The sequence below is a fragment of the Murimonas intestini genome (assembly GCF_024622195.1).
Lineage (GTDB): Bacteria > Bacillota > Clostridia > Lachnospirales > Lachnospiraceae > Murimonas > Murimonas intestini.
Genome location: NZ_JANKBI010000019.1, coordinates 53,462 through 76,482 on the forward strand (window position 1 = coordinate 53,462; position 23,021 = coordinate 76,482).

16 protein-coding genes are annotated in these 23,021 nt (G+C 42.5%); 3 read left to right on the plus strand and 13 right to left on the minus strand.

Annotated elements, in window-relative coordinates:
* Window positions 1-7: 7 nt before the first annotated feature.
* From NSB28_RS20860 to NSB28_RS20875, 4 genes are read right to left on the minus strand one after another with little or no spacing between them, the layout of a single operon-like run.
* Window positions 8-2,557: a family 78 glycoside hydrolase catalytic domain gene (locus tag NSB28_RS20860; RefSeq protein ID WP_109625899.1), complete on the minus strand. Its 2,550-nt coding sequence runs from the start codon at window positions 2,555-2,557 to the stop codon at window positions 8-10.
* Window positions 2,554-4,392 (minus strand): family 43 glycosylhydrolase, encoded by a 1,839-nt coding sequence (locus tag NSB28_RS20865; protein ID WP_109625900.1) that lies wholly within the window; start codon window positions 4,390-4,392, stop codon window positions 2,554-2,556. Before NSB28_RS20865 ends, NSB28_RS20860 begins: the two co-directional genes overlap by 4 nt.
* Window positions 4,393-4,422: 30 nt before the next feature.
* Complete coding sequence (locus NSB28_RS20870) at window positions 4,423-5,745, minus strand: glycoside hydrolase family 1 protein (protein ID WP_109625901.1); 1,323 nt, start codon at window positions 5,743-5,745, stop codon at window positions 4,423-4,425.
* Window positions 5,738-6,607 carry a sugar phosphate isomerase/epimerase family protein gene (locus NSB28_RS20875; RefSeq protein ID WP_109625902.1) on the minus strand — a complete coding sequence of 290 codons (870 nt, stop codon included), beginning with the start codon at window positions 6,605-6,607 and terminating at the stop codon, window positions 5,738-5,740. The genes NSB28_RS20870 and NSB28_RS20875 overlap by 8 nt, the downstream gene beginning before the upstream one ends.
* Window positions 6,608-7,274: 667 nt before the next feature.
* On the opposite strand from NSB28_RS20875, the gene NSB28_RS20880 reads away from it, so the two are divergent.
* The 3 genes from NSB28_RS20880 (at window position 7,275) to NSB28_RS20890 (ending at window position 12,361) form a co-directional block, all read left to right on the plus strand.
* Window positions 7,275-8,486, plus strand: a complete 1,212-nt coding sequence (locus NSB28_RS20880; RefSeq protein ID WP_257497759.1) for a helix-turn-helix transcriptional regulator — start codon at window positions 7,275-7,277, stop codon at window positions 8,484-8,486.
* 191 nt (window positions 8,487-8,677) lie between these two features.
* Complete coding sequence (locus NSB28_RS20885) at window positions 8,678-10,156, plus strand: MFS transporter (RefSeq protein WP_109625904.1); 1,479 nt, start codon at window positions 8,678-8,680, stop codon at window positions 10,154-10,156.
* Window positions 10,157-10,162: 6 nt separating this feature from the next.
* Window positions 10,163-12,361, plus strand: coding sequence for a glycoside hydrolase family 2 protein (locus NSB28_RS20890; RefSeq protein ID WP_109625905.1), 2,199 nt, complete (start codon window positions 10,163-10,165; stop codon window positions 12,359-12,361).
* Window positions 12,362-12,521: 160 nt separating this feature from the next.
* On the opposite strand, the gene NSB28_RS20895 is transcribed toward NSB28_RS20890, so the two are convergent.
* The 9 genes from NSB28_RS20895 to NSB28_RS20935 all read right to left on the minus strand — a co-directional run bounded on the left by NSB28_RS20895 (window position 12,522) and on the right by NSB28_RS20935 (window position 23,020).
* Complete coding sequence (locus tag NSB28_RS20895; protein ID WP_109625906.1) at window positions 12,522-13,391, minus strand: hypothetical protein; 870 nt, start codon at window positions 13,389-13,391, stop codon at window positions 12,522-12,524.
* 518 nt (window positions 13,392-13,909) lie between these two features.
* Window positions 13,910-14,896, minus strand: coding sequence for a Gfo/Idh/MocA family protein (locus tag NSB28_RS20900; RefSeq protein ID WP_109625907.1), 987 nt, complete (start codon window positions 14,894-14,896; stop codon window positions 13,910-13,912).
* Entirely contained in the window at window positions 14,886-15,971 is a 1,086-nt protein-coding gene (locus NSB28_RS20905; protein ID WP_109625908.1) for a Gfo/Idh/MocA family oxidoreductase, read from the minus strand. Before NSB28_RS20905 ends, NSB28_RS20900 begins: the two co-directional genes overlap by 11 nt.
* A gap of 15 nt (window positions 15,972-15,986) precedes the next feature.
* Window positions 15,987-16,922, minus strand: a complete 936-nt coding sequence (locus NSB28_RS20910; RefSeq protein WP_109625909.1) for an aldo/keto reductase — start codon at window positions 16,920-16,922, stop codon at window positions 15,987-15,989.
* Between the two features lie 9 nt (window positions 16,923-16,931).
* Window positions 16,932-17,765, minus strand: coding sequence for an aldo/keto reductase (locus NSB28_RS20915; protein WP_257497760.1), 834 nt, complete (start codon window positions 17,763-17,765; stop codon window positions 16,932-16,934).
* A 63-nt stretch (window positions 17,766-17,828) separates the two neighbouring features.
* Window positions 17,829-18,719 (minus strand): carbohydrate ABC transporter permease, encoded by an 891-nt coding sequence (locus tag NSB28_RS20920; RefSeq protein ID WP_109625911.1) that lies wholly within the window; start codon window positions 18,717-18,719, stop codon window positions 17,829-17,831.
* Between the two features lie 14 nt (window positions 18,720-18,733).
* On the minus strand, window positions 18,734-19,669 hold the full coding sequence (locus tag NSB28_RS20925; RefSeq protein ID WP_109625912.1) for an ABC transporter permease: 936 nt from the start codon (window positions 19,667-19,669) through the stop codon (window positions 18,734-18,736).
* A gap of 75 nt (window positions 19,670-19,744) precedes the next feature.
* Window positions 19,745-21,241 carry an ABC transporter substrate-binding protein gene (locus NSB28_RS20930; protein ID WP_109625913.1) on the minus strand — a complete coding sequence of 499 codons (1,497 nt, stop codon included), beginning with the start codon at window positions 21,239-21,241 and terminating at the stop codon, window positions 19,745-19,747.
* A gap of 156 nt (window positions 21,242-21,397) precedes the next feature.
* On the minus strand, window positions 21,398-23,020 hold the full coding sequence (locus NSB28_RS20935; RefSeq protein ID WP_109625914.1) for a response regulator transcription factor: 1,623 nt from the start codon (window positions 23,018-23,020) through the stop codon (window positions 21,398-21,400).
* Window position 23,021 lies beyond the last annotated feature (1 nt).

Here is a 23,021-nt window from a genome sequence, read left to right on the forward strand (position 1 = left end):
CTTTGTTTTAATTTATTAATTTCCTGATAGTATTTAGTCCTGCTGTAAGCATCTGCTCTTCTTTATCGGGTAAAATAAGCTTTGCTTCTGTGTTTGGCGGAATCTGTATTTCATAAACCACCATATCCTGCTCATATTTCCATCCGCTGATGATTTCCCCGACCGGAGATTTATAGACCGCCTTTGCATACTGCAGCGTTTTGCCCGGCACAGGCTGAATAGTGATGTGATTATCCTGCAGATGGATTCCGCACACCCCCTCAAACAGCCACCCGCATACTGCTCCATAAGAATAATGGTTTAATGAATTCTTTACTTCTCCTTTTTCATTGATCCCATCCCAATTTTCCCAAATGGTGGTAGCTCCCTTTTTTACCGCATAAAGCCAGCCAGGCATGGTATCCTGGAGCAATAGTCTATAAGCAGTTTCCAGATACCCATATTCCGCCAATACTGGACACAGGGAAGGCGTTGACAAAAATCCTGTATTCAGATGATAGTCATTGCGGATCACCAGCTGGTTTAATTCTGCAGCTGCCTGCGATTTCTCTTTCTCATTTAATAAATCAAAAGAAATGGCACGTACATAATCTGCCTGTCTGTCAGACTTTATTTTCCCATCCTCTGTTGCAATAAACCGAAACGCTTCTTTAGCCTTTTCGGCTGTATTTCGATAGTGGTCAGCCTCATCCTCATGTCCCAAAATTTGGGCAATATCGGCAAGCAGCCTGCCGGAATAGGAAAAATAGGCAGTTGCAACCTTTCCCTGAGGGGTACGCATAGCCATGGTACTCTCCACATCCGGCTCACACCATTCTCCATAATCCACTCCTGTTTCAATTGTATAGTCCCTATATGGATTTTTTTTCAGCCTTTTTATCGGATTGAGAGGTTTCTGTTTAGCTCTGCCTTCCAGAAAACGGTACCACTTTTTCATCATTTCATAGTTTTCTTCCAGAATACGCCTGTCCCCATATCTCTGATACAAAGTATACGGTACTATAATACAGGCATCACCCCAGCCCACAGAACCGGCAAGCATCCCGGAAAAGAAGCCCGGAACATTATTCTTTGGCGCTATATTTGCCACTTTTCCGTCTTCATACTGGTTGAGACGGCATTCTCCCAGCCATTTACGGATCACCGGATAACAATCTGCCAAAAATATACCTGTCCCGGCAAACACTCCCATGTCTCCTGTCCATGCCGCCCGCTCTCTGGTTGGACAATCCGTAGGCACATCACAGAAATTAGACTTTAAGCTCCAGACACTGTTTCTGACAAGCTGATTCACCCTTTGATCAGAACACTCAAAAGAGCCGAGCTGCTCCATATCTGAATACACTGCAATGGAGGTGAATTCTGCACCGCGCAGGTCTATATCTGTCACTACCTTCGCATAGCGGAATCCCCAGATAGTGAAACGGGATTTATAATAGTTCTCTCCTTCCCGGCATATGTAGGTTACTTTCTGCTCTGTCCCCCCTTCCTTATGCCGCTTCCGGTCCTGAAAATTTTCTGTTGTAAAATTCCCGTTTTCATCCAGTGTCTCCCCATGTATTAACACTATTTTATCCCCTGCATGGGCGGTCAAAGAAAATTCCACATAACCGGCCAGATTCTGTCCATAGTCAATCACAGTATCCCCGTTTGGCGTCTGGATGATCTTCCCCGGAAAACGTTCCTTTTCTCTGACAGCCAGACTGTTGGAGCACACAAAGTTATCTGTACCGAAATCGGCCGTCCGCACAGGATGGTAATCTGTAATTTCTTCTATTGTGGCGTCATAAACTTCTCCCTGCTGCATATCATTTTCCCGGAGAGGACCGTGCTGTGACGCCAGCCACGTTTCATCTGATACACATATGGGCTTACCGTCCGCCTCCAGCTGAAAATACAGACCGATATCTTCCCCGTAAAGGTTTCTGTCACCGTCAACGCCAGAGCAGCTTCTGTACCATCCGTCCCCTAAAATGACCTGAACTTCATTTTCCCCTTCCTTTAAAAGTTCTGTCACATCGTAAGTCTGATATGCCAGGCTCCTGTCATATGTGCTGCTTCCCGGTGCCAGCACAAAATCTCCTGCTCTTTCCCCGTTCAGCCAGACTTCATATAACCCGTGGCTGGTGACATATAATCTGGCGCAGTCCGTTTTCGGAGCTTCAAATATCTTTTTCAGATAACTTGCCGGTTTATGTATCTTAGGATCACATTCTAATTCTGGATTGATCCATTTTGCAGCAAACTCCTCTTTATCCAGGATACCCATCTCAAAAAATGCCGGGGTACTCCACTCTCCAATGCGGTCATCCTCATCCCATAGACGGACCTTCCAAAGAATACGCTGCCTGCTCTTAACTTCTGCACCAAACAACACATTCATCTTACTTCCTGCTGTTTTCCCGCTGTTCCAAAGGATTCTTCCCTCTGATTCTGCCTGTATCTCATATGCAGTCTGCTTTATCCCATCCAGGCAGTTCCATGACAGATAAGGCGGCCTGCTGTCTATACCCAGAGGGTTTTTCAAATGTTCTGTCTTTAAATTGATCGCTCTCATAATTTCACAACGTTTCCTTTTCTGATACCATTCTCATTAAATGAATCCACGCGCACAAAATAATCCTGTGACTTCACCAGCGCCCCTATCCGCTTCGATATAACGGCCTCCCGATTTTCCCGGATGTCCTCCACGCTGCGATAAATCTGATAACTGTGATAAAGCTTATCTTTTTCATGTCCCCAGAGTATATTCCAGCCTGCTGCATCCTTTTTCCCATCGACCGACACTGTCAGATCCAGTCCATCTCTGCTTCTTTTTGCACGATACACTGGAACTTCCGGTTTTTCGCCCCTTCCTGTCCCGAAGATACGAAGACCGGAAATACATGGCTTTGCATCATAAGGCACTTCCAAAATTGTGAGCCGGACATACCGGGCGGAGATTCCCTTTTCCCTGACAATAAAATCATGGGGGAGATCTGTCTGGGCAGAGGATTTGTCCTCGATCATAAAATAATGTTCTTTGTCAAGAGATCCTTCTAATTTCCACCGTGTCCTCAGTTCCCGTTCTTCGATGTAACGCGGCTGGGTAGCGCTTCCCCCGATTTTTCCCGGTGCAGGGATTTCAAGTGCATCGTCTGCGAAATTTATCTGTACTGCCCTTACATCCATTTCTTTTTCCAGATCTATCTCCAGCCAATGTCCGCTCCTGTTGTCCTCTGCCCTCCACCAATTCGTCGCATCTTCATTTACCGCCTTATCTGCTTCTTTTCCTTCTTCGCTGGAAGAGGCCTTAGCAGGCTTTGCATAACTGAGGAGATACCATTGTGGTTCTGACCAGGGATCAAACCTGCCATCCCGGACAGCTATGGGCCAGTCCCCGTAGTTTTGATTACAAAACAGCTCTCCGTCCCTGTCATAACCTGCCGGCCAGATCCCAACACGGCGTTCAAACTGATGATTGACGCTGATTCTCATAGTTGACGCGTGCCACAGATTTTCTTCTCTGTCCCTCATGGTGGAGCCATGTCCGGCGCCCGGCATAAAACCTCCCGGGTGATAAGAATATGGGTTGTTTTTGGCAAGGGTAAACGGCCCCAACGGTGAATGGGATATATATACACCGTCTGCATAGACGTTATACTCTGCTCCCGGGCAGGCATACTGCAGATAATATATCCCCTCATGCTTATCCATCCATGGCCCTTCTATAAACGGCTGTCTTGTAAACATCCCTTTGATCTGCGGAAGATACTGTTTTGGAAGTTCCTCTTCCTTCATCCCGCTCTGTTTTATAAATCCCCGGTACATCTGTTCTATCTCCGCCTCACTGCGTGGAAATTCACTGTTATCGGCCCCCATGCGTTCATAACCTCTTTCATAGGGCGCACCCGTCAAAAGTTCTATTCTCTCCGTCTTAGGCAGCATTGTTTCCGGCTCCAACTCCACGCCCCATATTGGCGTAATATTGGAACACCCCCAGTAAAAATAGATTTTTCCATCGTCATCAAAAAACAAATTAGGGTCCCAAAAATCAAAGCTCCCCTTTATTTCCTCATAGGGTCCCCGGATGATATCTTTTGTCCTGTAGTAGTTACATACTTCTCCCTTTTTAGAGGCACAAAAATATACATAGTCACCGCATACCCGTACATCCGGGGCATAATCATACAGAGGCAGATTCTCCGGCAGCCGGTGTGACTGCCAGTCCACCATATCTTCAGATACCCAGACACTCAGATTCATGGATGCAAATATATAATATTTTCCCTGAAACAGAATCATAGAAGGATCAGCCGCTTCCCTGTCAATCTGCAGCTTCCCGTGAGCACGCGGATCCATATTAAACTGATAGCGATAAGGGACATTGATGGGATTGCAATAATATTTCATATACATACTCCTTTTCCCGAAATTTACTTCCTATAAACATCCTAAATAGGCAAGGCTCGGCTTTGGGTTTCTTTTCTGTGTGTCCCGGTCCACTGCCGCCAGGCCGAAAGTCATAGAATAACCCTTCTGCCACTCAAAATTATCCAGCAGTGACCAGTAAAAATACCCTTTCACGGGAATCCCATCTGCGATGCATTGTGCGACTCCATCAGTGGCAGAGGCAATGAAATCAACTCGTTTCCTGTCATCTTCCACAGCAATTCCATTTTCTGTCACAATAACAGGTATCTGAAGCTCCTCATATACCCTTCGGATACATCTTTCCAGGGCCTGGGGATATATCTCGTAATCCATCTGTGTCAGCTCGGCTTCTGCGGGGGCAGCACATATTCCATCAGAGTCATATACCGAACGGGTGTAATTCTGAAGGCCAAAGAAATCATCATCCCGGATAAAAGGCGTATAATGCAGGAACTCTTCCTCCCACTCCAGGGCTGCCTTTTCTTCCCCGCCTTTTTTTGCCTGAATATCATGCAAAGATAAGGTAATTCCCACCTGAAGCTGGGGATTTACTTCTTTTATTGCTTTTTTGGCCGCCTGATGCGCTTTCATAATAAGCATATCGCCTTTTTGTGTTCTGGCACTCACAAACACCTGTGGTTCCGGGGTTTTAAACACTTCTATATTTTCCTCTCTCTGCTTATTCATGTTTTCCATCATTTTCTGCATATTCAAGCCCACCTGCACGGCTCCCTCTGCATCTTTTGCAGTCTCTTTTGCCGTCGCTTCCACTGCTTTACCTGCGCCGGTGTTCTTCATTTTCGCCATCATCTGTGCCTGATACCTGGCAGAGATGGCTGCAATCTGCAGCCCCATATTGGCTTCATTGATCGTGCAGACATAATGCATAAAGGAACCTAACTGTTCCACCACATATCTGCAGTAGCGTGCAAACAGCTCCACTGTTTCTTCCTGCTCCCAGCCGCCCTTTTCAATCAGCCATTTGGGCGATGTAAAGTGGTGCAGGGTCACAACAGGTTCTATGCCATACTTTTGGCAGCACTCTAATACTTTCCTGTAATGTTCAATTTCTCTATCATCAAATTTCCCCTGCTCCGGCTCTATCCTGGCCCATTCCACGGAAAAACGGTAGGCATTTAGCCCGGCCTCTGCCATCATTTTGATATCTTCCTCATACCGGTGATAATGGTCAACGGCATCCAGCGACGGTTCAGTAAAAGATGAATATTTCATATGCTCCATTGCCCAATAATCACTGTTTATATTGTTTCCCTCTACCTGATGAGCCGCAGTTGCTGCTCCTTTTAAAAAACCTTTTGGAAATTTACTCATGGTTCTCCTCCTGTCTTATCTGCTGATTTAGAAATTCTGCACTTACCTGCAGTGACTTTACCGGGGATGCATCCACCCAGTTTTTATGACTTTCCAATATGACCGCTTCTGTCCTTACACTGAGAGCCTGACGGATCAGCTCCTCCAGATCCATATTGCCATACCCCAGTTCCATGCTGTCTGATTTTAATATGGGTGTCATTGACGGGCCTGTTATTCTGCTTCCCCGGTCATTGATATGATATAACCTCATCCTTTCTCCCAGCTTTTTCATGAGGGCAATGGCAGAAACTCCTGCCTCCGCCGGCCAGTAGGAATCCAGTTCAAAATTCACACAGGATGGGTCCGTCTCCCCTATGATCAGGTCATATGCCGTTTTTCCAGGTTCTATTTTCCTGAATTCACAATTATGATTGTGGTATAACAGCTGGATTCCTGCCTCCTTAAGTATTCCTCCGGCGTGGTTTAAATCCTTTGTCAGTTTTTCCACAGCTTTCCTGTCCGAATAATCAAACCGGTACATCCCGGTAATGACCACTTTATCTGTTCCAAACTTCTCAGCTTCTCTGATAACAGTCTCAGGTTCCCTTTCAATAGTTCCCAGATCCTCGTGTATACTGACACATTCCAGTTTTGACCGCTGCATCAATTCTTTCCATTCAAAATTTCCCCCTTTTCCCACCGGCATGCCCGCTGCTTTTGTCAGAATACGTACCATAAAAGAGGAAGGACGAATCATAAACCCGTTCAGTTCAATTCCGTCATATCCTGCTTCTTTTATCTTTTTTAATGTTTCCAATGCCTGTTTCTCATTTTTAGTAACGGTCCCAAGCATAATCTGCTGAACTGCTTTCTTTGTCATCTGCTTTATTCCTCTTTTCCTCATCTTACATGGCAACTGTCCGTTGTCTTCGCTTCTGCATACATAAAATAATTTTTGATAGTTTTATATTAAAACTGAATAGACTTTTTTGTGTTTTTCTATTCATTTTTATGTTCATTTATTCATGTTATTTCATGCGATACTTAAATAATAAATATTATCTTTAATATTCTAACATGGTAATTATCCCCTCTGTGCTAAACTGTTACCGTTAAGCGCCTGCACAGTTATATATAAAAATACAATCCAAAGAAAGGTGATATCATTATGCATTTAAAAGAAAATTGCTGCCTTGAAAACTTTCTGATCAGAGTAAAAGAATGTCAGTCCAAGGTTACCTTTGAAACTCCAGAGGGAGATGTCCTGGCTATAAAAAGCACATTAAGCCAATACATTTTCGTATCTCTGCAATTCCAGCCTGCACTGCTAAGCAGCGGCATCATCAGATGTGAAGATATAAAAGATTATGAATTGCTGAAAGATTTTTTGTGCTGATATGTATTACAATTTTTCAAGATATGCGCTATAGTAAATATACGCAACTGCTCAGTACCTTCACAGTTACTACAGTGAATGCACCGACTTGCCCAATAGTTACGAATATACTAACATATTTGCTGGTTTTACGCGCTGGAGGATTATTAATATGAATGTATCTGAAAAATTATCTGTTTATCTTGAACTCATTAATTGTAATTATGATCTATATGTATGGGAGTACAATGACAAACTGCAGTTTCTTCATACAAACTGGACACAGAGCATTTTCTCCGGAAATTTTCTATCTTATACGGGTCTTGCTCCTCTGGTGGACGAACATATTTCTTCCGGTTTAAGAACCCCCCTTATTTTAGAAGCTCCGGCCAACCTGCTGTGGATTGCAGGTTTTTATTATGAAGGTCCCCTCCTGGTAAAATGTTATTTTATAGGACCTATCTACAGCGGCCGGGATTCCCATCTGCTGCTTCGTAAACATATGGATTCCTATGAATTATCAGTGAAACTGCGCTCTATGATCACCAAAATATTTGAACAGATTCCTACTATTCCCGGGAATATACTGAGTCAGTATGCTGTTATGCTGCATTACTGTCTGACTGGTGAAAAAATCAGCTCCAATGATCTGACTTATCAGAGTACTGTTCCCACAGCCAGGAAAACTTTTCCCCAGTCTGCATCCCTGGAACATGCCGGAATCTGGTATTCAGAACAACAGCTTTGCAAAATGCTGGCCGACGGTGACCCACGCTATAAAGAAGCACTTGCAAAATCCGCCTCCCTGAGTTCTGGTTTGCATGCGGAAACCGGCGATTCCCTGCGCCAGCACAAAAATAACTCTCTTGTACTTCTGACACTCTGCTCCAGGGCGTGTATCCAAGGCGGTCTGACCCCTTCCATATCCTATGACTTAAATGACTACTACGCAGCGCGGCTGGAGGAGTGCACTTCTCTCACAGAAGTCCAGAAATTGTCGGAAACCATGCTGGCCGACTATGTGTACCGGGTACAGCAGGCTAAAAAAGATTCCCACATATCCAGCCAGGTACAAAATACCTGTGCATATATAAAAGCCAATATAACTACCCCTCTGTCTATAAAAACTCTTGCTGAAAAATATGGATACTCGGAATATTATTTTTCACATAAATTCAAAAAAGAACTGGGTATCAGCATCAATGATTTTATATTAAACGAAAAAATCGAACAGGCCAAGCTTCTTCTGTCCGGCACCAATGACAATATCCAGACAATCAGTGATAACCTTTTATTCGGAAACAGAAGCTACTTTTATGCATGTTTCCAGAAACAAACCGGTATGTCTCCCAGTGAATACCGAGCCCAAAATACAAAATTATAAATGTTATTATTTTCATTTTTATGTTCATAAATTTTGTTTGTATTTGATTTTACATGAATTTCAAAACTCATTCACGAATTTACGCACTATATAGATACAGATTCTCCGCTATAGTATGGATAAAGACACATCTGCCTGTAGATCAAGAAAACAGAGTAAGAGAAAACGTGAAAAACGGAGGATTTCTAATTATGGGAAAAGAAAAGAAACTATCACAGAGTGAAATTGACGGCGTACAATACCGCCGTGCAAAGCTTTGGCAGATCATTTTGGTTGCATGTAATGCATTCGTGGGTATGAGTATCTATACTCTCATTGGTCTGGCCAGTTACAGTGCCAGCCTTGGCTTCGGTATCGCTACTGCAGCAGTCGGAGTCATCCTCACCTGGTCCCGGATACTTGACGGTATTACAGATCCCCTTATTGCATTTATCTATGACAAGATCAATACACGGTTTGGAAAAATCCGTATTTTAATTATCATTGGATTTGCAATTGAGGCTCTGGCCCTGATGACCATGTTCAGCTGGGGCTCCGGAAAAGGATTTGGAATAGTAGTATTTACTTTATGCTACATTGTATACATAATCGGTTACACAATCGCCAATATGACTGCCCTTACCATCAATCCATTGATCAGTAATGATCCCCGGCAGCGTCCTGCCATCAGTGTTTGGTCAACCGCTTTAAACTATATGCTTCCCATGGTACTGAGCATTGTTCTGAATGTTGTGCTGCTGCCCAGATTCGGCGGTACATATAATCTGGAATTCTTATCTGCTGCCTGCAAGCTGTGTCTGTGTATTGCGGCGCTTGGTGTGATTCTTGTCTGCATCGGTGTGTCCGAGTTTGATAAACCGGAAAACTTTAAAGGGCTGACAAAAGAAAAGACAAATTTAAAAGTCAGGGATATGGCTGAAATCGTAAAGCACAACCGTCCCCTTCAATGCTACATTATATCTGCCGCCTCCGATAAAATCGCTCAGCAGACTACTTCACAGGCTGTCATTACCACCATGCTGAATGGAATTTTAATTGGGAATATGGGACTCGCCACCACTCTCAGTGTAATAGGGATGCTTCCCTCTCTGCTCTTTGCCGTCGTTGGTGCAAAATACGCGGGCAAATACGGCAGTCAGGCCACTATCATAACCTGGACCCGCATCTGTATTGCGATCAGTGTTGTAATATGGGGATTCTTTATTATCATTGACCCGAAACAAATTGCCAAAGCCGGCGTTTGCATGGTCCTCTATGTCATTTTGATTCTGGCCAGAAATGGAGCTAACATGTGTGTTACAACCGCCAGCACGTCATTTATGTCAGATATTATTGACTACGAACAGGACCGAAGCGGCCGGTATGTTCCGGCATTGATTACCGGTATTTACAATTTTATTGATAAGATTGTATCTGCTTTCTCCGCTGTGATTGCAACGGGTTCTGTGGCGCTGATTGGTTATACTGCCACTATGCCCCAGCCTGGCGATACTGCAACTCCACAAATTTTCTGGCTGACCACGGGCATCATGTTCGGCCTTCCCATATTTGGATGGATCTGCACTTTAATAGCAATGAAATTCTGTCACCTGACTAAGTCAGACATGGTCGATGTACAAAAACGTATTGCCGCAAAAAAAGCTGCTGATAAGAAAGATATGGAGGCGTAATAAAACATGAGAAAAATCATACCTTTAAAAAATAACTGGACCTTTGTTAAATCTGCTGCTGATGCTTCCGCTGCTTTTTCCTGCACCGGCGAGTGTATAGATCTTCCCCACACATGGAATGCCAAAGACGGACAGGACGGCGGAAATGATTATCACAGAGGAACCTGCTACTATATAAAAACTCTGCAAAAGCCTGAGCTGAAAGACGGAGAACAAGTTTATCTTGAATTTACGGGCGCCGCTATGATTGCGGATGTCTACATAAATGAAGTACATACCGCACATCATGAAGGAGGATATTCCGCCTTCCGGGTAAATATAACAGATATTCTGAAAGAAGAGAATCATATTGTTGTTTCCCTAAACAATGATGATAATAATTTCTGCTATCCACAAAAAGCCGACTTTACCTTTTACGGCGGTTTATACCGGATGGTAAATCTGATCATAGTTCCCCAGTCCCATTTTTCACTGGACTACTGCGGCACACCGGGCGTTAAAATAACACCTGTTGTGGATTTAGACCGGCACAAAGCAGCCGTCACGATAGAAGCCTGGACAGTTTCGGCCAATAAGGTAACATTCACTATAAATGGTGACTCACAGACCGTTCCCTCCATTGAAGGACATGCACAGGCTGAATTTATCATTGAAAACGTTCATCTTTGGGACGGATTAGAGGACCCGTATCTGTATACTGCAGAAGCCTCTTTAGAAAGCGGTGATAACGTAAACACGCGTTTTGGATGCCGTGAATTTCATATAGATCCTCAAAAAGGCTTTTTCTTAAATGGCCGTTCCTATCCTCTGCGAGGTGTTTCCCGCCATCAGGATTATAAAGATGCCGGAAACGCACTTACACCAGAGCACCATAGAAAGGATATGGAAATCATACGAGAGCTGGGGGCGAATACCCTGCGTCTTGCCCATTATCAGCATGCTCAGGAGTTTTATGACCTGTGCGATGAAAACGGACTGATTCTTTGGGCAGAAATTCCGTATATTACCATGCACATGCCAGAAGGACGGATAAATACATTATCTCAGATGGAAGAGTTGATTGTTCAGAATTATAACCATCCTTCCATTGTGACCTGGGGACTATCAAATGAAATTACGGCGGCCAGTTCTGTCAATGAGGACCTGCTGGAGAATCACAGACTTCTGAACGATCTTTGCCACAAGCTGGATAGCACCCGTCCTACCGTCATGGCAAATGTATTTATGCTGGAAACTGAAAATCCTATTCTGGAAATTCCTGATATTAACAGTTATAATTTATATTTCGGATGGTATTTAGGAGAGTTAGAGCAGAACGATGAGTTTTTTGATGAATACCATGCAGAATATCCGGACAGAGTCATTGGTTTTTCTGAATACGGCGCGGATGCCAATCCCCAATTTCAGTCACCGGATCCTGAAAAGGGAGATTATACGGAAAGTTACCAGGCACTGTACCACGAACACATGCTGCATATGATAGAAGACCGTCCCTATTTGTGGGCAACCCATGTATGGAATTTATTTGATTTTGCCGCTGACGGAAGAGATGAAGGCGGAAAACATGGTGAAAATCAAAAAGGCCTGGTAACCATTGACCGCAAATTAAAGAAAGATACCTTTTATCTTTATAAAGCTGCCTGGAATAAAAAAGATAAGTTTGTTCATTTGTGCGGCAGCCGCTACGCAGACCGTGCAGAAGATATCACAGAAATCAAAGTTTATTCTAATCAGCCGGAGGTGACATTACTAGTAGACGGAAAAGAATTTGCCACACAATCTAACCGGATTATTTTTAAATTCCAGGTACCGGTCACGGGAGAGCATGTGGTTACTGCCAAAGCAGATTCCTGCGAAGAGAGTATTACTATACGAAAAGTTGCAGAAGAAAATCCCGCGTATACTTTTATCAGGCGTACTCCTGTAACCAACTGGTTTGATGCAGATGATCTGAAACCGGATTATTTTTCTATCAACGACTGCCTCTCTGATATCAGGGCCAATAAAAAAGCAGGAGCTATCATAGATGAAATGATGGCAAAAGGGGCTTCTGACCGCGGTGATGTGGCAGATGCAGTTAAAGATAATCCTGCCCTGCAGAGAATGATGGGACGTATGACCCTGGTCAGCCTGTTAAAACAGGGCGGTGCTGATGAAGAAAATATCAGGCAGATCAACCGTATCTTACAAAATATTAAAAAATAAAAAACAGAGAGCCGCCATACTATCACTGCTTTGATAAGCCTGCTAAATGCAGTCTTATCAAAGCAGGCTGACATCATACGCCAGAACCGCAGGGGAGGCGGAACTGACATAGCCTGCCAATCCCGGAGTCGGCTGACCCGCTGCGTCCTGCCCCCGAACACTAAATTTTGTATCTCTCCATTAACTGCTCACAATATTCCGAATCCCCTGCCGCCTTTTCCAATTCCTCATACCGCTTTTTATCCAGCAGTATTTTTGTGAGCTTACGCATACGCTCAGTGCCTTTTTCAATACCTTTTTCAATGCCCATTTCAATTCCATCATCCACGAGCATCTGACCCAGCTTTGTCATCACCATCGCCTCCTTAATCTCTTTTAGCTCCGTCTCATTTAAAAATTTTACTGCCAGAGCATATAAAACAGCCTGCATTTTATTCAGGTCTTCTTCCCCAACCCCAATATAATTCTCTCTGAGATATCCGACTCCTCTCAGTATACGCTCCTTTTGCGGCATCTCCCCTGACATAAGAGGGCTCATGAGTACAGGAAGCAGGTCCTGCTTTCTGATCTCAGCTGCTGATTTCCGAGACAGCATCTGAAACATGATATCTGCATCCTGCTTCTTAAGCATGACCACCCTTACACGGTAGGTGTTAATCCCTTCCTTCAATTCAGAGAGGGGCTCTCTCACCCCTGCAGAACACACTACGAAAGTAGTAACCGGTACGCCAAATATGCGGCTCGTAGCAGCTTCATACTCCCTAAATCTTCTTAAATCTGCTGCCAGAATCCCATCACTCTCAAATTCAAAATGATACCACTCCCCGTTTTCCATCTCATAATTAAAGTCCTCATACATCTGACGTGCTTCCAAATGTACAACTTCAGTAGGTGCAACACGCAGCGGCTTCTCGTGTATGCCCAGATACCTAAGCATCTCTTCTCCAAAAAACTGCGCTGCAGTCTTCATTGCCATATCCTCTAGATGCAGATAATCATCCGGCTTATGGCCTTCTTTCCTTTCTGGCATATTTTGCTCCTTCTAAGCCATACAGGGAACTATCTCTACTTTTATTATAATCAATTTTGATATCTCAGACAACAGCATGCTTGTATTTAGTTATATTAATAATTGAATATCCATGAAAATTTTGCCTGAAACAGGCAGAAATGATTTATGATGATTATTTGTAACTTATATCGCTCAAAATGAGACGGCCTTCTTACTGCTTTTATACGGTTACCAGATAGCCCTTACCACAATATCAGCACAGAATGCTCAGCTTATTTTATTGAATACTAGATATGCAGATTTCAAATACTGATAGTCCCTGAGAAAATCTGTTGTCTGAATAAAATTATTTTAACATGTTCATATCAGATGTACAAGATATATGTTTGAATTTAACACATATCTTGTACCGGCACCACTGCTGCTTACGTGTTACCATTCCGAGTTTTGCAGCATGAAACGGCAGTTTTTGCCGTTTCTATACAGTCTGCTGCATCATTCTTTATTATTAATATGTCTTATATACATCGAACAACTTATAATAAAATTCTTCTTCCACTCTCAAATGCACTGATCGCTGCCCAGGCAGTCTCCAGAGCTCTTAATCCCCTTTCTGCTGGTATAGGAGGCTTGTCTCCCTTTTTAAAAGCTTCCAGCATTTTATCAATATGGCGGTCAATATTTTTTCCAAAGCACCCCCCATTATCATCAAATATTCCCGGTTTCCACACATTAGCAATTTTGCTGTTCTTTTCCTGGAAAATGTATTTTCTTGTGTTATTTTTGATACTTATTGTTCCCTTAGTTCCATTAATTCTTACTTCCTGCACACAGTCATAGTTATCGGATGAATCAAAGGAACCTAGGAAAGTTCCTACACCACCAGCCTTAAATCTTAACGAAAGTGAAAATGTGGTATAGCTTCCTTTCCCTGTCATATCCGTCATATCTGCGTATACACTGCTGATAGGACCGCATAGATACTCCATCATATCCAGCCCATGGCACTGAGCTTCAATAATTGCCAAATATGGATGGCTCATAGGAAATTCTCCTGCCTGGGCAAAATGCCATTCAGCAAATATCACTTCACCCAGCCTGCCCTCTTCAATATCTCTCTTTGCCATACCAACGGCTTCACTGCAGCTGTGATTAAAATCAATGGCAAAAAACAATTTCTTTTTCTCTGCAATCCGTACTAGTTCCCTTGCTTCTTCCATATTATATGTCAGAGGCTTTTCAGTCATAACAGGGACCCCAGCCTCTAAAAGTTGTTTTAAAGGTTTAAAAGTCTGTTGACCTGGCAGACAGACATCAACCAAATCAGGTTTTCCTTCTTTCAACATATTTTGAATATTAAGAAAGTAAGGAACATTAAATTCCCGGGCACGTTTTCTTGTCTTTTCCTCTGTCCGCCCCACAATACCCACAATCTCCACATCATTTCTCTCCGAAAAGGCCCGGGCATGCTGATATCCCCATACCCCAGCGCCTATAATCCCTACTCTAATTTTATTTACCATCGTTCTCCTTTCCCCGGGCCCAGGGCATCTCTTTGCCCTCTGCAGGTTTTCCAGTCCTGATTGCTTTCTGTGCCAGCCAATCCAGGTATTGATCCTGGAGTTCATCAGCAAGAGAATACCTGCTTTCTCCCGTCTTTATAAACTGTTCCATATAGCAAAGAGATGTAGCTACTGCCACCTCTTCGTCACTCATTCCGCGTGGACCAAAAGGATTTTTATAATATAACTTTCCATTCCCTGTAATTGACACAGTGCCTGCCCGGCAAAGGCTGTTATCCAGGCCGCTACACTCCCTGCGAAGAGTAAACTTTAAAAATCCCGGATACGGTTCCGTCAGGCAGCTGACCTCATTCTGAAAAATTTCCCCCTTTTCCCCTCTGATCAGTATTCTGGATGACCTCATTGGTGAAAAATACTGTTCCTGGCTAAAATCTAAAAGTCCCCATTTATCTTTATAATGAACAGTTATTATGTCTTGTTTTTCTTGCTGAAAACTTAAGCATACCGGCCATCCCTGCCTCCCAGGTCCTTTCACGGCATTCATGGAAAATCTTCTTCCCTCTACTGTACATGCTGCATAGCCAGTCCCCAAGTACCTTCTAATGAGAGCCATACCATGATATCCATGAGCCACCGATATCTGCACCTGACGTACTTCACCAAGCATACCGCTGCTAATCAAAGACAGTCTGGCACTATGCATGGGCTGGCAGGGATATTGCTCAGATACTTGGATATTTCGTCCTCCTTTAGTTTCCTCATAGAGGGATATCATACTCTCCACAGATTCAGCTGCCCAGGTTTCTGTCAAAATAGGTACATCATACTTTAAAATTTCACACAGTATTATTGGCAGCACTGCCGGAGGAAGGCAGAGAACAAAAAAATCGGGTTTAAACTTAAGGGCTTCACCGGCATTTTTCACTGTTGGCAGCCTCCATGCGTTTTTTATCTGTTCAGCAGTTTCAGGATTATTCTCTACTACGCAGCATATCTGAAGTCTCTTCTCTATAGCACGGACAGCCCGATAATAAAATCCGGCTCTCCAGCCGGCACCTAACAATGCAAACTTCATTTAATCATCTCTCCATTAGAAATCAATGTGCTCAGGATCGTACCCCACCCTAAAATCCAAATTGACAGCATCAATCTTTGCCATATCGGCCTCTGACAGAATGAAATCAAAAATATCTTTCTCTTCTTCCATCTGTTCTCTTCCAACCGCCTTTATATTAAGCAATGCGCCATGTTGTAATATCCAGCGGTTTATAACCTGCGGAATAGATTTTCCAACGCTTTCCCCAATCTCCTTCAACATGGTGCTCTTTTCGTAGAATCCAGATGGGCGCAGCCCCGGATTTTCAAATTCGCGATACTTGGGTTTTTTTAATATTCTTGTCTCATCCTCCTCATTTAAGGCTCCAAAAATTATGCCTTTCTCACTGCAGTACTGTCTTACCTTTTTATTTGAATACAGTGGGAGAAACTGGTCCTGATTGACAGCCGGCATAATTTTAGTGTCTGGATCATTTAAAATCTTCTCTATGTGAGGAATCTGGAAATGGCACAGACCAATAGCTCTGACTCGTCCTTCTTTATAAATATCCTGAAACCTTACCCAGGCTTTTCTCTGCCACTCTTCAGGGTACCCATAAAAAACCTTTTCCTGCGGCCAGTATACTGAATATAAGTCAACGAAATCCATTTGCAGCTGTGCGAGGATTTCCTCAAATGCATAATAATACCGGAAATCACGTATATCTGCTATCTGCGGCTTACAAGACAAAAAAAACTCTTCACGTGGAATGCCGCTCTCTCTGATTGCATCACCCAGTGCTCTTTGACAGTCATCGCTTTCCACTATTTCAAATCTCCGATAACCTGCCTCTATTGCCTCTGCTATTATTTCCTTGCGGGTCTGATCATGAAAAGCCATCCGGCCCACAATCTCTGTACTGTATCCCACCAGGGGCATCTCAACCCCATTATTTAATTTAATCTTTGTGTCAAATGTCATGTTTCCCATATTACCCTCCTATTCAGTGGTATAAGGATTTCTGTTCCTTCTGTCATCACAGTTCATGCCATCGATTAGCTTCATATCATCTCTATCCAGTTCAAAATCAAAAATATCCGCATTCTGCTCCATATGGACTCTCCTGCCGCTTCTGGGTACTGGTATAACATTATGCTGGATGTCCCACCTCAAAATAATCTGAGGTACACTCTTCTTATATCTATTTGCAATTGTAACTAAAGGCTCCGTATTCAAAAAACGTCCTCCACGGCCTATCGGCGTATATGCCTCCATTTGAATACCCAGTTTTTCACAGAATTTCCGCTGCTCTATACATGTGTATGTGGGATTAAACTCCACTTGATTTGTAACTGGTATCACATCGCAGTGTACTAATAGATTCCTTATATGCCATATTTCAAAGTTAGAAACACCCAGACTTCTGATTATGCCAGAGTAATACAGCTTTTCCATTTCTTTGTAAGACTGTATGTAACGGCCTGCTATGGGCCAATGCAGAACAAACCGGTCCAGATACTCAATTCCCATTTTCCGTAAACTTTCAAATACCGATTCTGTTGTTCTGTTATATCTCTGTTGTTCAAAAATCTTCGTAGAAATAAAAAATTCTTGTCTTGGTATTCCACTTTCTTTTATTGCAATTCCCAAGGCTCTCTCAGACCTATATATCTGTGCCGTATCAAACATTCTGTAACCAGTCTCTATAGCCTCTCGCAAAATTTTTACCTGAGTAGGCAGGTCTTCTGCAATCTCTGCCACCCCAAATCCCATAACTGGTATTTTCACCTTATTATTTAATTCTCTCTTTGACTGAAATGTTAAATTTTCCATGTTTTCCTCCCTATACATTATCCTTTTTACTGCTAACAGCTGTCCGTGGTTCCTGCGGCATATCTAACCCTTGACTGCGCCGATAGCAATCCCCTGAACAAAGTAACGCTGAAAAAGAGGGTATATTATCAGCATGGGAAGTATTCCCAGTACTGCCATAGCCATCTTAATTCCCATTGTCGGAAGCATTCCTATCTGGACTCCCGAACCCGCAAGCTGGCTTGCGTTACTCATTAGGAACTGCAGATCCAGGAGCATACGGTTGAGAAGCACCTGAATACTGTAATATTTGTCATTTGTTATAAAATAAAGACCGTTTAGCCAATCATTCCAGTACCCAAGTCCTGTTAGAAGAGTCAATGTCGCAAGTATTGGTTTTGCTACCGGTACCACAATCCTAATCAGGATTTTTCCTTCCCCTGCTCCATCTACCTTTGCTGCATCTATAATCTCATCTGGAATAGAATTAGACATATATGTGCGCATCATAATCACATAAAATGCAGACATCAGCAGATTAGGGAGAATATAGGCCCAATATGTATTTTTAATATGCAGGCTTTGTGTCCACATCATATAGCGCGGAATCAGCCCGCCGTTAAAAAGCATAGTAAAAAATAAAAAGAATGACATGGCATTTTTACCCGGAAGATCCTTTCTGGATAAAGGATATGCATACAGTGTGGTTATTATCAAACTGACAAGTGTACCTGCTGTTGTTACAAGAATTGATATTCCATATCCTTTAAGAAATGCCCCTGTATCCATCAATGTATATTTATATGCATCCAGGCTAAATTCCCCTGGCCAGAAGGAATAACCGTCTCGTATAAGAGATGTCTCTGATGTAAATGATGAGACAATCATTAATACAAAAGGAATCAGACAACTAAGACACAACAGTATAAATATAAAATGTACTAAAATCTGAAATACTTTTCCTTTCTCAACCATACTCGTTTCTCCCCTCAAAACAATGCATTTTCCCGATCTACCCTGCGTACAATTAAATTCACAGACAAAACCAAAACAAAGCCCACTATTGACTGGTAAAATCCAGCCGCTGATGACATACCAAGATTCCCGGTACTCATCATTCCCCTGTAAACATATGTATCAATCGTGTTAGTCGCATTGACCAACGGTCCGCTGTTCATAGGAACCTGATAGAACAGTCCAAAATCCGAATAGAATATTTTTCCCAAAGCAAGCAAAGTCATGATAATAATTGTCGGTTTTAGGTGAGGCAGCGTAATATTTCGGATTCTCTGCCATCTTCCCGCGCCGTCTATGACAGCCGCTTCAAAATATCCTTTGTCAATTCCCATGAGTGTAGCATAATAGATAATACAGTTATATCCAAACTGTTTCCAAAGATTAACAAAAATTAAAATAAATGGCCAATATTTTGCTTCCGAATACCAGGATATACTGTCCTTACCCAGATTTTTTAATATGCTGTTGTTAACAAATCCTACATCCTGTGCTAAAAATCCATAAACAAGATAACTGGTAATAACCATAGAGATTAAAAATGGAATCAGTATAATAGTCTGGTATGCTTTTCTTGCCCGCTGGGCTTTCAGTTCATACAACAATATGGCTACCGTGACGGCAAATACTGTTCCCAGTACAATGAATGCCAGATTATATCCCAATGTATTTCTGGTTATAATCCAGGCATCTTTTGTTTTAAACAGGTATTCAAAATTGTCAAACCCTACCCATGGGCTTTTCCAAATACCGTCTCTGACATTATAGTTCTTAAAAGCTATTATAATTCCCGCCATAGGTATATAATTATTAATCAGCAAGTAAACTGCACCAGGAATAAACATCAGATACAGAAGGCCATATTTTCGTAATGTTTTTTTTACCAAAGGTTGTCCGGCATTGCACTTCATCTCCCCATCCCCTCTCTGTTCCGGACAGGGTGCAGCTGTCACCTTGTCCGGAAAATCATGTACGTTTTTCCTTTCTTAGTTACTGTTTGCTTTTTTCCATTCATCAAACTGTTTTTGCTTATCTTCTATAATCTTATCCGCACCAGCGGCTTTAAGTTCCTCGATAAACATAGGAAGTTCTGTCTCAGGATCCAGCATCCCACACTGTAAAGGTGCATCGTACTTGCTGATTACATTTGCACATGCGGCTGTTTCGTTTTGCACATTAGACGGATCATATGAAAATCCATATGCAGGTGAATATACGCATTCCTTATTAAAATCTTTAACTATTTCCCAGAAATTGTCTGGCCTGCCCAGCGGTACATAAATGTCAAATCCCTGTGGAAATCTCCCCCAGATACTCTCGTATTCTGTACTTGTCCCATCCTGTCCCGGCATATATTCAATCGTATTTTTTTCAGAATCTTTTATCTGATAATGAACTCCTTCAACTCCATAACAGAGTGTATTAGCAAATTCTGTATCTGCTGCAATGAGATTTAAGACCTGCATAGCCCGTTCCGGGTTCTGAGACGTTGATCCAATCCCAACCTGCCAGCCGGCATGATTTGTGGCGGCATACAGAGTAGGATTTAACAGTTCACTTACTACTATTTCCTTCCCTACTGCATCTGACCACTCCCCTGCCGGGTCCGGATCTGTATTCCTTATGGCGCAGGCTACCTTTCCCGCTGCCATCAAGCTTTTATTGGTGACTGTGCTATTTGCGCCATCCGGCATTACAAGTCCCTGAGAGGCCCATTTATACATTCTGGTTGTCCAGTCTTTATATTGCTCTGTCTCATAAAAATTTACTAATGGATCACCTTCTTTATATTTGTATATATCAGGTATACAGCCAATATAACCAAAAACAGGATCATATGCTACCGGCATAGGATTATATCCCCCTACATCAGGCGCAAGCGGGTACATATCCGGGTATGCTTCTTTTACTTTATTCAGAACAGCCTCCACATCATCCAGAGTTTTCACAGTTTCCATATCCACATCCAATGCATCTGCTATGTCTTTCACCATAAAAAAACCAATACCAGACCCTTTCCCCCTGTCACCTGGAATACTGTATTGTTCCGTACCTACTCTTCCTGCTTTCAGCCATTCCTCGGGCACATCTTTCAAAATATCCTGTCCATACTCTTTCAACAGGCTGTCCATTGGCAGAAGTTGATTCGCATTCTTCATAAATGCAACAGACTGGGCATTGTTGATAGCCGTCAGACAAAGATCTACCTGCTCACCGGAGGATAGCATCATATTCAACTGATCCACATAAGTTCCCTGACTTACAGTTACAATTTTAACGGTTGTATTACCAATTTTTTCTCCGGTAATTTCACTTAGTTTTTCGGATACAGCATCCATAGCATCTTGGGTCGCCCTCCCCCCTTCAACGATTACAACCTCATATGGTTCATTTTCCTCTGCCGCAGCCGCTTCACTTGTATACATACCAGCTGCCAGACAGATTGCCAGCCCCATAGGAACTACTTTTCTAAATCTTTTCATCTACTTATCCTCCTGTCATAATTTTTTTATACATCACGTGACGTTTTGATATCATCATTATAAGAAAAAGAGAGTCCTACCTTCTACCCAAAGGCTGACCCTCTTTATCAGTTTTCTTACCTCTTTTGTAATCTTTTCCCTTATCCTGTCTTAATTTCAACAATCTTTATCACTTTCTTGACAATTTTCCTTCTTCCTCTCTTCAAATGGCTGCTTTCCCATTACTTTTTTATAGCTCTGTGAAAAATGTGAGAAGTTAGTATAACCTATCCTTGCAGCAATATCCCCCACTGGCAAAGGGGTCGTGGTCAATAAAATCTTTGCAAGCTGCATCTTTTCCTCAATAATATATGTTTTTAATGGCTTTCCCACCGCTTTCGTGAATATCCGGGATAGATAGTCAGGATTCAGATGAAGCGCATCTGCAATTTCCTGACGCTTTAATTCCTTTTCAATATTGCATTGTATATACTCTATCACTTTTTCTATCTGTGTCTTGTCTTCTTCTTTCTTTCGCATACTACTTTCATAGATTTCCAGCACAGTTCCTATATAATCTTCCAGATTTTCCAGGGAGCTTTTAGACTTGTCCCCATAAGCCGCCATCTGAGGCTGCCTCAGAATATTATTGACCCAAATTCCATTTTTCTCACCACTGGCATATAATATTTCCTGAAAATCCTGATAACATTTCATAAGCATTGCCGCATCCATTACTCCAGCAGATTTCAGTTTTTCCAGATACTTTATAATCTCCCGACCGGCCGAACTAATATAGCCATTTGCTATATAATCAATATATTTTTGTTTTTGAAAAAAAGGAATCTCCCTTTTATCCCCATACTCTTTCTGTTTTCTATTATCTTCAATCCAAAAGACTCCTGTCTGTCCGGTCACGTTATCTCTTGCCATCCCAGCCATCTGAACAGCACATACACTGATATCCGCAGGATTGATTTGCTCACTGGAATAACATGCTATATGCATATCGGCAAACAGACGGCACTGCTCTATAAACTCCAAAAGCAGACGCTCTGTACCCATTCTATCTATCAACATATTTTCTGCCTGAAATACAAGAAGCATATAAGAATTATCATCCGCACTTGTAAGCATCACTTCCTGACCATAATCTGAAAACAATTCTGCCAGTATATTCAGAAGTGAATACTGTCGCAGTTCCTCATCCTCCAGCCCCCCTGTCCCAGCTACAAGGACTATCCTTACCAAATATATACTGCTTTTCTCATATAGAGGAATATTCAAACGTCTGCAGTCCTCCAGCAACCCACTGGTATCTTTAACACCTCCACTTAGTATCCTTGAAAACAAACCGTCTAAAACCTTCATCTTTTTATGGGATAACAGCTTTCCATAATCATAGTACTCTGCCGCGCGCATATTTTCCTGAATTCTGTTTACTGTCCTGTAAATGGTCTTCTCAATATCTTCATACCTGGCTGGCTGTATAATATAATCCACGCTTCCTAGCTGTAGGGCCTGCCTGGCATAGGCAAATTCTGCATGAGCCGTAAGGAAAATACACTCTGTCTGATACCCCATTTTCCGCACCCATCTTAGCAGACTGATACCATCCTCTGCCGGCATCTCTATGTCACATAATAAAATATCTACCCTGTAATTTTGAAAAATTTTCTTTGCCCCCGCGGCATGGTAAGCCTCCAAAACCCTGTCAACCCCTGCCTCTTTCCACCGGATACCGGCATGTATCCCATTAACCACGCTGGTCTGATCATCTACTATCAAAACGGTCATCATT